11 protein-coding genes are annotated in these 12,917 nt (G+C 40.4%); all 11 read right to left on the minus strand.

All coding sequences use genetic code 11. The features are described 5' to 3' along the window. Positions 1-23: 23 nt before the first annotated feature. The 11 genes from ACNAN0_RS07450 to ACNAN0_RS07500 all read right to left on the minus strand — a co-directional run bounded on the left by ACNAN0_RS07450 (position 24) and on the right by ACNAN0_RS07500 (position 12,917). Positions 24-1,208, minus strand: coding sequence for an FtsW/RodA/SpoVE family cell cycle protein (locus ACNAN0_RS07450; protein WP_230912551.1), 1,185 nt, complete (start codon positions 1,206-1,208; stop codon positions 24-26). A 13-nt stretch (positions 1,209-1,221) separates the two neighbouring features. Beyond that, positions 1,222-1,509 (minus strand): DUF1507 family protein, encoded by a 288-nt coding sequence (locus ACNAN0_RS07455; protein ID WP_230912498.1) that lies wholly within the window; start codon positions 1,507-1,509, stop codon positions 1,222-1,224. 172 nt (positions 1,510-1,681) lie between these two features. Next, on the minus strand, positions 1,682-3,016 hold the full coding sequence (locus ACNAN0_RS07460) for a dihydrolipoyl dehydrogenase family protein (RefSeq protein WP_416353002.1): 1,335 nt from the start codon (positions 3,014-3,016) through the stop codon (positions 1,682-1,684). 13 nt (positions 3,017-3,029) lie between these two features. Further along, complete coding sequence (locus ACNAN0_RS07465) at positions 3,030-4,046, minus strand: ABC transporter ATP-binding protein (RefSeq protein WP_416353003.1); 1,017 nt, start codon at positions 4,044-4,046, stop codon at positions 3,030-3,032. 3 nt (positions 4,047-4,049) lie between these two features. Then, entirely contained in the window at positions 4,050-5,573 is a 1,524-nt protein-coding gene (locus ACNAN0_RS07470) for an ABC transporter permease/substrate-binding protein (protein WP_416353004.1), read from the minus strand. 85 nt (positions 5,574-5,658) lie between these two features. Beyond that, positions 5,659-7,506, minus strand: a complete 1,848-nt coding sequence (typA, locus tag ACNAN0_RS07475; RefSeq protein WP_416353005.1) for a translational GTPase TypA — start codon at positions 7,504-7,506, stop codon at positions 5,659-5,661. 105 nt (positions 7,507-7,611) lie between these two features. Then, entirely contained in the window at positions 7,612-8,394 is a 783-nt protein-coding gene (locus tag ACNAN0_RS07480) for an inositol monophosphatase family protein (RefSeq protein ID WP_416353006.1), read from the minus strand. A 16-nt stretch (positions 8,395-8,410) separates the two neighbouring features. Next, complete coding sequence (locus ACNAN0_RS07485) at positions 8,411-8,761, minus strand: UPF0223 family protein (protein ID WP_416353007.1); 351 nt, start codon at positions 8,759-8,761, stop codon at positions 8,411-8,413. A 91-nt stretch (positions 8,762-8,852) separates the two neighbouring features. Further along, positions 8,853-10,259 (minus strand): dihydrolipoyl dehydrogenase, encoded by a 1,407-nt coding sequence (gene lpdA / locus ACNAN0_RS07490; protein ID WP_230912503.1) that lies wholly within the window; start codon positions 10,257-10,259, stop codon positions 8,853-8,855. 7 nt (positions 10,260-10,266) lie between these two features. Continuing rightward, positions 10,267-11,916 carry a dihydrolipoyllysine-residue acetyltransferase gene (locus tag ACNAN0_RS07495; protein ID WP_416353008.1) on the minus strand — a complete coding sequence of 550 codons (1,650 nt, stop codon included), beginning with the start codon at positions 11,914-11,916 and terminating at the stop codon, positions 10,267-10,269. Between the two features lie 23 nt (positions 11,917-11,939). Further along, a complete protein-coding gene (locus ACNAN0_RS07500; RefSeq protein ID WP_416353009.1) occupies positions 11,940-12,917 on the minus strand; it encodes an alpha-ketoacid dehydrogenase subunit beta in 978 nt (325 codons plus the stop codon).

Here is a 12,917-nt window from a genome sequence, read left to right on the forward strand (position 1 = left end):
TGATTTAATATTAGAATTCAACCTCAATGTTGTGCTTTTTTGCTTCGTGCTGCCCGCTCACGTTTTTCAGTACTGCTAATATTTAACACCAATCCAATAGCAATGGACAGCGTTACAATACTAGAACCCCCATAGCTAATGAATGGCAATGTTACCCCGGTGATTGGCAAGAAACCGATCACACCAGCAATATTAAAAGAAGCTTGAACAAACATCATAGCTGCGACACCATAACAAATCAGCGTTCGATAGGTAGAATGCGCTCGAATCCCGACATAAATGATGCGCCCAATTAAGAAAAATAATAAACCCAAAATGACGGCAACGCCAATAACTCCTAATTCTTCTGCGATAACTGACAAAATAAAATCAGTATAGGGTACGGGCAGATAGCCCTTTTTTTGGATGCTATTGCCTAACCCACGGCCCAACCAACCACCATTATTGATGGCAAAATATGAATTAACTAACTGGCTGCCACCCGCACGTTCACGCTGAAAGGGATAAAGAAATGATAAAATACGTTGATACTGGTAACTATGTTCTAAAAATGGTAATGGAAATTTCTTAAGTAGATTGATACCTAAAGGTATAAAAGCGCCTAAAAGCGTGACAAATGATAAGCCCCAGCCAATTGGAATTCCTGCCGAAAAAATCATAATTGCAGCGATAAATGCCAGGATCGAGGCACCACCAGTATCTGGCTGGATCAAAACCAAGCCAGTAATCACGCCAGCTAAAATGATGGGCCCAAATAAATTATGCCAAATCTGGCCATGAGATAATTTGGGGCCGCGCTTATTGAAGATAAATGCAAAGTATAAAATAATTGTTAACTTGGCAATTTCTGTTGGCTGAATATTGATCGGGCCTAAATTGATCCAGGCAACGGCACCGTTGACGGCTGCCGCTGGATGCACAATCGAAAGTACCACCAAATAAACCAGCAATATTAAAGTCATGATCAACAATCCTTTGATCAATCGATCAGACCGCCAAATATCAATTTTCGATAGAAACACAATCGTGGTAATCACCAAAGCAACAATTACCCAAAAAAATTGCCGTTTTAAGTATATCGTTGGATCAGCACCGGCAACGGCCAACATATCGGAACTAGCTGAATAAATCATCACAACGCCAGCGCCAATCAACAACAGGAATGGTACCAATATATAATAATCTAAATATGAAAACTTCTTGTGAATCTGCACGTACGACTCAGCCCTTCTGTTGCGTTTGTTTCTTAGTAATTTCTTGATAAAAAGCTTCAATTTCAAGACTGAGGTCATTAATCAACATTAACGCCGTTTCTTTTGAAATTAAATCACATCGTTTAGCAAAATCAACTTCCCTTGAAAAGACTAACATCTGTGTATCCATAATTTCTTCAACAATGGGGCACTGCATCAAACAAAGTTCATCGAATTGTCCAAACAATTCTTGTCGAATTTTTTTAGCATCTGTTTTTAAAACGGTGAGTGCCTTATTGGATTTAGTTTTTTCCATGAGTGACCTCCAAAAAGTCTAACTTTTATGGTGAAATTACTGAACTATTTAATTCAACAACCAACATTATATCATTTCACATCTAACAATGCGGCTTTGATGATATAAAAAAGAAGGCCTTCTGCTAAAAGGGCACACAATCATTCTCCTTTTGCATCGGCACTTCCTATTGTTAAGACAAAATGTACTGCAAATCACTTTGATCAGACGGATAAGCATAAATTGTCCGCTGAATATCTTCCAGAGTAAGTTGTTGATTTAAAATTGTCGTCAAAGCATTGAGCATACTCTCAGCTTGAGTAGCTAAAACGCAAAATCCAACATATTTTTTAGTATTGCTCTCTTGAATCGTGATCACATGGGCATCAGGATCTTTAACTCGATTATAAGTATACCATTGTGTCATATCCAAATCATTAATGGTATATCTATCATTATCAACAGCATCTTGATATCGAATACCAACTTGGCCCAATTCACTATTGGCAAAAACAATATTGGGAATTACTGGATACTGAATTGATGTTTTAGTTTGACCGAGTAAGTAGTCAGCTACATAATTACCCTCAAAGCTGGCCACTGGGGTTAACTTAGGTTGTGTTTTAACAACCACATCGCCAATTGCATAGATATTAGCAACATCAGTTTGTAAATAGTTATTTACTTGAATCCCTTTACCATCGGCTTTAACAGCTGTAGGTAGTCGCAACGCCTCGATATTGGCTTCACGGCCAGTAGCGGCAACCACATAGTCCGCCTCAAAATTACCTCGATTTGTTTGTACTTGATAAGACTTTTGATCTTTGTCTGTAGTCAATTGAGTAACACTGGTATCTAACTGAAAATGAACCCCTTTTGCTTGTAATTGTTTGACTAAACGGCTAACTAATGGTTTTGGAAAAGCTTTTAGTACGCGCTGATTATGTTGTACGATCGTCACTTGGCTGCCAGCTTCAATCGCGATATTTGCCAGCTCAATCGCAACAAATCCAGCCCCAATAAAAACAATTTTTTTAGGTAATTGATCAAGGTCTAAAAAATCAGTACTTGTCTTGAAATATGTTTTTCCAGGAATATCAGGAATTGTCGGTTTTCGTCCTGTGGCGATAATTGCTTGTTCTGTGGTAACAGTTTTATCATTGATTTGTAAATGATGCGCATCGATAAATTGTGCTGTACCTTGAACATAGTCAATTCCAGCTGACTTCAATCCAGCTTTAGTACCTGCAGGTATTGCCTGAGTATATTGCCGTTTAAAAGCCATTAGCTCTGTCCAATCAATTTCAGGCGTATTTTTCAAACCAAAGCCTGATAATTGCTGGCTCCATTGTTTTGCCTCAACTGCAGAATAAAGCATCTTTTTCGGATCACACCCTCGGTTAGGACATGTCCCACCAAACAAATCATTTTCAACAACCAGCACTTTTTTTTCAGGATGCAACCGATAAGCGGCCGCTAGCCCACCCGGACCAGCACCGATAATAATAACATCGTAACTTTTCTCCAATGAAATAGCCTCCTTAATATTGATGTACTATAAAATTCAAAATATCTAGTGTGGACACTTTAGCGTAATTGTGCGTTTGCTTTATAAAAACATAAATTACGGTAATCTGATGTTGTGTCATCCACTCAATGACTCGATTCAAATTTTCGTGTGGTGTGAATTTTACTGACTTTTCCGGTAACGTAGCTGTATATTCTATATGGTCATTATCAGCAATCACGTCATTTAATTCATATTGCAAGGGCGTCAAAACATCCTTTGCTTTAAAAAAACTAGCCACAAAATCATTGACTGGATCAGTCGCCAAAGTTACTGGTTTAGCAGTTTGCAAAAGCTCCCCCTCATGCATGACGCCAATTCGATCACCAAGTTTCATGGCTTCCTTCATATCATGGGTCACAAAAATAATGGTTGTTTTTAACTCATGGTGCAAATCTAAAATCAAATCCTGGAGTTGTGTTCTCGATAAGGGATCTAAAGCACTAAAAGGCTCATCCATCAACATAATTGGTGGCTTTGAAGCCAGCGCACGTACAATACCGACTCGCTGAGCTTCACCGCCAGATAGCTCTGCTGGCATACGTTTTAAGTAAATATCCGGTGCCAACTGTACGCGCTCTAATAATTCACGGCTATAGCTTGTAATTTCTGACTTGGATATTCCCTTCATTTCAGGAATTAGCGCAATATTTTCAGCCACAGTTAGATTCGGAAAAAGCGCAATTTTCTGCAACACATAGCCCATATGCCAACGTAATTGATTAATCGGGTATGCTGTCACATTTTTCCCTAAAAACTTGATGTTGCCTGCCGTTGGCTCATACAACCGATTGACCATTTTCAAAGTGGTTGTTTTACCACTACCAGAAGGTCCAACTAATACGAAAAATTCACCGTTTTGAATCTGCAAATTAAAATCGCGAACAGCTACCATTTGCCGAAATTTCTTTTCCACGTGTTTAAATTCAATCAATGGCTGGTCATGTACATTAGCCAAACGGTCTTCTAAATTAACTAAATTACTGTCCATAACCTACTCCTTCAATAAATGATGCGTTAATAAATACTGACGTGCAACTTTAGCGCTTGATTGTTTCTTAACATTGACCTGATAATTCATCTTTTGCATATCCGTGGCACTAATTCGACCGGCTAATTTATTTAAGACATTAACGATTTTAGGATGCTGTTTTGCAAAATCTTGCCGCATAAGTGGCGCACCCTGATAAGGTGGAAATAGGTGTCGATCGTCTTTTAAAACCAATAACTGATACTGTTGTAACTCACTGTCCGTTGAATAAGCATCCACAATATTAACACGACCCGATGCAATTGCCTCATAACGTAAAGAAGGTTCCATAGATTGAACTGGAAAATCTAAATGGTATAACCGCTTAACACCCTTGAAACCATCATCACGATCAATAAACTCCAAGGTCAAACCACCGTGTAACTGACTTTGTACCGTTTGAAGATCACTAATGTTTTTGAGATGATGTGCCTTTGCAAAACTAGCTTTGACAGCTAAGGCATAGGTATTTTCATAGGCCATTGGCTGCAAATAGGTTAACTGGAATTGTTGCTGCAATAACCGTCGCGCCTTTTGATAAGTTTGGGGAGCTGTAAGTCGTTGCTTGGTCTTTGGCGTTTTGACCAGTGACTCTAACACAGTCCCAGTAAATTCGGGATAGATATCAATATCATCATTACGTAAAGCATTAAACAGAAAACTAGTCTTACCGAAATTTGATTTTAAAACAACATGTGTTTTTGGCGACTGGGCTTTGATCAAATCCGCATACATATGAATCAAAATATCCGGTTCAGATCCAAGCTTTCCAGCAATAGTGATTGTTTCTGGCTTAGGCTTTACAGCCTGATACAAACCAGCCCCAATCATACCAAGTATAATAAGAGCCACCGACAGAAAGGACCAGCGTGCCCGGTGATTCTTCAAGAAGAAGATCCAGCCACTGATCAATAATGCTAGCGCTGCCGAACTAACGGCACCGATGATGATCAAAGGCATATTATTCCGGTCAATCCCCAGCAAAATGAACGAACCTAAACCACCGGCCCCAATCAAAGCGGCCAGTGTCGCTGTTCCGATAATCAAAACTGCAGCCGTTTGGATTCCAGAAATAATAAACGGTTTTGCTAAGGGCAATTCTACTTTGAATAACTTACGCAAACGCGACATGCCAAAAGCATCGGCTGCCTCCTCTAAAGCAGGATCAATTTCCGTCAATCCGACATATGTATTTTGAAAAATAGGTAACAGTGCGTAAACAACTAAGGCAATGATTGCAGGTACCGTCCCAATACCAACAAGCGGAATCAGTAAACCTAATAGTGCTAGAGAAGGAATAGTTTGCAAAATACTGGTCAATTGTAGAAAAATGTTAGCCGTTTTTTTATGTGGTAAGACCACAATTGCTAAAGGCACGGCAATCAAAATAGCAATCAATAATGATAGTAATGAAATACCCAAATGTTGCCACAAGGCCTGTAGTAAATCACTTCGTCGACTAATCAAAGTACTAATAATATTATTCATAACGACTCCTATAAAAATAGCATAAAAAAATAAGCAACTTTATTATAATTCAAAGTTGCCTATTTTTCAGAAGATTTAATTTTTATTAATTTTTTTGGGCAGCAATTTTACGCTTCTTAGCGGCTTTTTGACGCTCACCTGTATTCAAAATCTTTTTACGTAAACGGATACTTTCAGGTGTCACTTCGCAATATTCGTCATCATTTAAGAATTCGATAGATTCTTCCAATGATAGTGTTTTAGGCGTCCGAATTGCAGCAGCATGATCTTTACCTGAAGCACGGGTATTCGTTAAGTTTTTACCTTTTGTAACGTTTACCGAAATATCTTGATCACGATTACTAGAACCAACGATCATACCTTCATATACTTCAGTCCCGGCATCAATAAATAATTGACCGCGATCCTCAACAGATTGCAAACTATAAGTTGTTGCCTGACCAGCATTAATAGATACCAAAGCCCCATTATGGCGTCCTGGTGTCCAATTCTTGATTACTGGTAAGTACTTTTCAAAGGTATGGTTCATGATCCCATAACCACCCGTTTGTGAAAGAAACTCATTAGAGTAACCAATCAAACCACGTGAAGGTGCCAAGAAGTTCAAGCGTGTCTGGCCATTGCCAGTGCTTTCCATATTTTGCATTTCACCTTTACGTTGAGCCATAGCATCAATCACGGAGCCAACGTATTCATCTGGTGTGTCGATTTGAACAGCTTCAAATGGTTCGCTCAAAACACCCTCAACTTCGCGGTAAATAACTTCCGGGCGCGAAAGCTGCAATTCAAAGCCTTCACGGCGCATTTCTTCTACAAGGATTGACAAATGTAATTCACCACGACCAGAAACAGTCCAAGCACTTGGTTGGTCTGTATCTTCAACACGTAAGGATACATCAGTTTGTAATTGACTCTTTAAACGGTCTTCCAATTTACGAGCAGTTACAAATTTACCTTCTTTACCAGCAAATGGTGAATCATTGGCCGCAAAAGTCATTTGTAACGTTGGTTCATCGATGCGTAAAATTGGTAAAGCATCTGGATGATCTACTGGTGTAACAGTTTCCCCAACGAAAATGTCTTCCATCCCAGAAACAGCGATCAAGTCACCAGCTTTAGCTTCATCAACTTCGATTTTCTTGAGACCAAAGAAGCCAAAAATTTTCGTAACGCGGAAGTTTTTAGCAGTGCCATCTAACTTAAGTACCGAAACGTTATCGCCAATTTTAATTTTTCCACGGAATACCCGGCCAATACCAATTCGGCCAACGTAGTCATTGTAATCTAACATCGCTACTTGGAATTGTAATGGTTCGTCACTGTTATCAATTGGCGCTGGAATCGTATTGATAATTGTATCAAAAATAGGTTTCATTGTATGTTCTTGTGTCGCAATATCAGAATCTAAACTAGAAGTTCCGTTAACCGCACTAGCATACACGACTGGGAATTCTAGTTGATCATCATCGGCACCAAGCTCAATAAACAATTCAAGTACTTCGTCCACAACTTCTTCAGGGCGAGCGCCTTCACGGTCGATTTTGTTAATCACGACAATCGGTGTTAAATGTTGTTCCAACGCCTTTTTTAATACAAACCGTGTTTGCGGCATCGTTCCTTCATAAGCGTCCACAACTAATAACACACCATCAACCATTTTCATGATTCGCTCAACTTCACCACCGAAGTCCGCATGTCCTGGTGTATCTAAAATATTAATTTTTTTACCTTGGTAATCTACTGCCGTATTTTTGGATAAAATCGTGATACCACGTTCTTGCTCAATTGCGTTGGAGTCCATGGCCCGATCTTGCAATTGGATATGTTCATCCAATGTATCGGATTGTTTTAATAATTCATTGACCAATGTTGTTTTACCGTGGTCGACGTGGGCAATAATAGCGATGTTACGAATATCATCTCTGGTTTTCAAATGCGCAAACTTCCTTTCATTTCTTAGCCGAATTTCTTAGAAAAATTCTAACGAAACGGGCTAAACGCGCTTAATCTTATAAAAAAGCTGTGACGCAGGTCACAGTTAAGAATGCTCTCTTGTTATCGTCATAATCTGCTGATGCGTCCGTTCCGTTGCAATTAGCACAATTTCAGATGATAGCATATTTAAGGGGTCCCCGTCAATATTTGTAACTTTTAAACCTAAAGTTTCTGCCATAATTTTACCAGCTGCAAAATCCCAAGGCATCAAATGGGAAATGTAGCCGTTCTCGATGCCTTGAATGACCTTGGTAAATTCTACTCCTGCACTGCCAATGATTCGTGCACCAGAGCTTTGGGCCACAAAGTCAGCGACATGATACTTATTTTGCCGCAGTAACGGACCAGAAACGCCTAACAATCCGGCTGCCAAATCAATATTTTTGGGTGGTTTTATCTGGATATCATTGCAATAAACCCCAAATTCAGGGCCGCCCCAAAACATTTTTTGTCGTACGACATCTAAGATGACACCAACGATGCCCTTGCCATCTAGATAAGCACCGATCATAATCGCAAAGTTCTCTTTTTCTTTAACAAAATTCATTGTCCCATCAATTGGATCAACGAAAAAGACCAATCCTGAGAGATCTGCAACCTTATCTCCAAAACCCTCTTCACCAATAATTTTAGCTTCAGGAAAAGCCTGCCGGATTTCTTGTACCAACAGTTTCTCCGTTGCTTTATCCATATTTGTTACTAAATCATTCCGATTAGATTTTGTAGCAACCTGTAAATCATCATACAAGTGTTGGCGCAGATGCTGGCCAGCAGCTTGAATCCATATTTTAAGCTTAGTGGCGATTTGCCATGAATTGACTGTCACTTATTATTTGACCTCCCTATGTCGGATCCACCATTTTGAGTCTGCCCTTTTGTTGTGATTGAGCTTGCTTAACAGTCCGATAGATAGAATAACCCGATGCCTTTTCAAAAGCACGATCAATTTGTTTCTCTTGCATCTTAGAGCGAACAACCTGTTTAAAAACTTGATAAGTCGCTAATAAATTGGCAACATCAACCCCGTGCTCGTAGGCTGCTTCAACCTCATTATAAAAATTCACGACAGCGACAAGTTCAGATGTTGTCCACTGATCATCAATAGGATAACAATAACCTTCCGTACCCGTAAAAAACGACCCCTTTACACTTATTAACCGAACGATGATTCTATGTTGAACATTATACCGCAAATTGCTGACAACATGTAGTATTTGCCAAATACGCAAAAAAATAAGCCGTGTCAGCTCAAACCGACACGTACTTATTTTGAAAGATATCAGCTTAAATGTTTGTTGGCATACCCTCAGCAACATCGGCAGCATCCATAATTGCTTCGCCTAAAGTTGGATGTGGGTGAATCGTCAAAGCAAGATCTTCAACATTCATACCAGCCTCGACTGCAACAGTTAATTCAGAAATCAAATCACTTGCGCCAGCACCAGCTACCTGGGCTCCAAGCAAAGTGCCTTCTTTTTTATCAGAAATTAATTTGACAAAGCCATCTGTTTCATCTAATGAAATTGCCCGACCATTAGCTGCAAATGGAAACTTAGAAGACTTGGCATCATAGCCCTTATCTTTAGCCTCGCTCAAACTTAGCCCTGTCGTAGCGAGTTCAGGGTCAGCATAACAAACTGCTGGCATTGCTCGATAATCAACAGCTGATTTCTTGCCTGAAATTGCTTCAGCGGCAATCTTGCCTTCATAAGAAGCTTTGTGAGCTAAAGCCGCACCAGCAACAACATCACCAATTGCATAAATATTCGAAACGTTAGTCCGACCTTGATTGTCAACTTCAATCAAGCCTCGATCAGTCGTTTTTACGCCAGCTTGTTCTAAGCCCATATCATTGGTATTTGGTCGCCGACCAACTGTGACCATGACATAATCCGCCTTGATAGTTTGCGATTTGCCATCAACTTCATAAGTGACAGTCACATCTTTATCTGTTTGTTTAGCTTCTTTAGCCATTGCATTGGTAATAACATCTGTGCCCTTCTTCTTGAAATTATTCAAGACAAGTGAAACCATGTCTTTATCAAAGTTAGGCAAAATTGATGGTGTACCTTCCAGAATCGTAACATGCGACCCTAAATTTGTGTAAGCCCCAGCTAATTCTGAGCCGATATAACCACCACCGATAACGACAAGCTCTTTAGGAATTTCTGGCAAGTTTAAGCCGCCAGTAGAATCAACGACCCGACCTTCAAATTTGAAACCAGGGATCTCAATTGGCCGGCTGCCAGTAGCAATAATCAAGTGCTTAAAAGTATAAGTCTGGGCACTGTCTTTTTGAATGACACGCAGACTATTACTATCTTTCAAGAAGGCTTCACCCATGATCAAATCAATCTTGTGCTTCTTGAACAGCATGCCAACACCACCGGTTAAACGTTCAACAACTTTGTGTTGTTTCCAGTCTTGCGTTGCTTGCCAGTCGATTGATGGTTGCTGTGTTTTAATACCAAAAGTTGACGCATCGGCAGCTTCTTGTAACCGATGGCCGGCATTGATCAGTGCCTTAGAAGGAATACACCCAACATTTAAACAAACACCACCAACAAATTCACGTTCAATAACGGTTACTTTTTGTCCCAATTCAGCTGCGTGAATTGCGGCAACGTACCCACCAGGGCCAGAGCCAATCACTACTGTATCTAAATCAATTGCAAAGTCACCAACTACCATCTGTCTGTCATCCTTCCATCAATAATAATTCTGGATCTGCGAGTAATTGTTTTAATCGATTCATTGCTTCTTGAGCGTATGCCCCATCAATCAAACGGTGATCAAATGACAAAGATAGTTTCATCATTGATCCGACAGCTACTTGACCATCATCAGTAACGTAAGGTTCTTTGGCGATACGGCCAAATCCTAGAATAGCAACTTCTGGGTAATTAATGACTGGGGTAAACCAACCGCCACCAATCGAACCGATATTACTGATCGTAATCGTACCACCGCGCATTTGATCTGGTTTCAGCTTGTTATCTTGTGCCAATTGGGCATTCTCAGAGATTTCTTTAGCGATTTCAAAGATACTCTTCTTATCTGCATCTTTAATATTTGGAACATATAACCCGTGTGGGGTATTTGTAGCGATTCCAATATTAAAGTAATGCTTGTGCACGATTTCTTGGGCAGCATCATCAATTGACGCATTCAAATCTGGATATTCTTTAACCATGACGACCAAAGCTTTAACCACATAAGCTAAGAACGTTAACTTGATACCACGGTCAGCTGCTACAGTCTTATATTTCTTACGATGTGTCATCAATTTGGAAACTTCCACATCATCAAACAAGGTAACATGTGGTGCGGTATGTTTGCTTGTGGTCATTGCTTTTGCAATTGCTTTACGTGTAGGCGACATCTTTTCACGCTCTTCACGATCTGGTTCCGTTGAAGTATATGCTTTTGGCTTCTCTGGAGCCGGTGCAGCTGCAGTAGTTGTTTGTTTAGCTGCTGGTGCTGACTGAGCGGATGCCGTAGTGGCACCACCCGCAATAAAGTTATCAATATCTTGTTTTGTAATACGACCATGAGAACCCGTTGCTGGAACTTGAGAAATATCTACATCTTTCTCACGCGCATACTGACGAACAGATGGCATTGCCAGAATTTCACGATTTGGATCACTAATTGGCACCACATTATTAGCAGCACTGGCAGAATCAACAGCTGCCGGTCCACTAGCTGCATTAACAGCAGCAGGACCACTGGCGGCATTTTGGGTAGCCGATGCAGTTGACGCTTCAGGCGCAGCATCATTATGACCTGGTGCATCAATTTCAACTAACACTTGGCCAACTTCAACCGTATCGCCTTCATTTGCCACAATATTTTTAACTGTTCCTGTGACCGGTGATGGAATTTCTTCAACGGATTTATCGTTTTGAACTTCTAATAATGTGTCATCTTCATTAATGGTATCCCCAGGCTTAACCATCCACTTGACGATCTCACCTTCAACGATGCCTTCACCTAGTTCAGGTAATTTAAATTGATAAACGCCGCCACCATTTGCAGTATCAGCTTTTGTCGATTCTGCTGGTGCTTCTGCAGCTGGTGTAGCACTTGGTGCATCGTTACCGGCTGCACCAGGCGCATCAATCTCAACTAATGGTTGACCAACTTCGACGGTATCACCTTCATTTGCGATCAACTTCACAACTTTACCAGTGACTGGAGATGGTATCTCCTCCACAGATTTATCATTTTGAACTTCTAATAATGTATCATCTTCATTAATAGTATCCCCAGGCTTGACCATCCATTTGACGATCTCACCTTCAACAATACCTTCACCTAGTTCGGGTAATTTAAATTGATATGCCATGATATTCTTCCTTTCTGCTGCGATTAGTAGCTCATGATTTCTTTAACTTCTGCCTTGATATCACTTGCATTTGGTAACCAATCGTTTTCGGCTTGTCCAAACGGGAATGGTGTATCTGGTGCAGCCACAAATCCGATTGGCGCCTCTAGAGAAAGAATGGCACGTTGAGATACTTCTGAAACAACGTTATTACCAACGCCACCTTGACGTTGTGCTTCTTGAACAACAACCAAACGACCGGTCTTTTTAACAGAAGTAAGAATCGTATCAAGGTCTAAAGGTGAAATTGTACGTAAATCGATCACTTCAGCGTCAATATTTTCTTTGGCTAAATCGTCAGCAGCCTTTAAACTTTCACGGACCATGGCACCGTATGTCACAATCGTGATATCTTTACCCTCACGACTAATGTTAGCCTTATCCAAAGGTAAATCGTAAGCTTCATCAGGAACTTCTTCACGGAAAGAACGATATAACTTCATATGTTCCAAGAAAAGAACAGGATCATTTGATTTGATGGAAGCCAATAATAACCCTTTGGCATCATACGGATTGCTTGGCACAACAACCCGAATACCAGGAAATTGAGCAATCAAACCTTCAAAGTTATCCGAGTGCATTTCTGGTGTATGCACGCCACCGCCAAACGGCGCTCTGATTGTAATTGGCATTTGGCGCGTACCATCCATTTTATAGCGCATCCGCGACATCTGACCACCAATGGAGTCCATCGTTTCAAAAACAAAACCAAAGAATTGGATTTCCGGAACCGGCCGATAACCCTCCAGTGCCAAACCAATTGACAAACCACCAATACCAGATTCGGCTAATGGTGTATCAAATACTTTATCCTCACCATATTTAGCTTGTAAGCCTTCAGTAGCACGGAAAACGCCACCGTTTTTACCAACGTCTTCACCGAAGATCAGTACTTTGTCGTCCTGTTCAATGGCTTGTCCTAATGCATCGGTAATTGCTTGAATCATTGTTTTCTTTGCCAT

It is taken from the genome of Agrilactobacillus fermenti (genome assembly GCF_047943045.1).
GTDB classification, from domain to species: Bacteria; Bacillota; Bacilli; order Lactobacillales; family Lactobacillaceae; genus Agrilactobacillus; species Agrilactobacillus fermenti.

Bases quoted from the DNA above. Each gene is read 5' to 3' on its own strand.
- ACNAN0_RS07470 (WP_416353004.1), bottom strand. From the start codon at position 5,573: ATGAATAATATTATTAGTACTTTGATTAGTCGACGAAGTGATTTACTA.
- ACNAN0_RS07455 (WP_230912498.1), bottom strand. From the start codon at position 1,509: ATGGAAAAAACTAAATCCAATAAGGCACTCACCGTTTTAAAAACAGAT.
- ACNAN0_RS07495 (WP_416353008.1), bottom strand. From the start codon at position 11,916: ATGGCATATCAATTTAAATTACCCGAACTAGGTGAAGGTATTGTTGAA.
- ACNAN0_RS07500 (WP_416353009.1), bottom strand. From the start codon at position 12,917: ATGGCAAAGAAAACAATGATTCAAGCAATTACCGATGCATTAGGACAA.
- lpdA (WP_230912503.1), bottom strand. From the start codon at position 10,259: ATGGTAGTTGGTGACTTTGCAATTGATTTAGATACAGTAGTGATTGGC.
- ACNAN0_RS07465 (WP_416353003.1), bottom strand. From the start codon at position 4,046: ATGGACAGTAATTTAGTTAATTTAGAAGACCGTTTGGCTAATGTACAT.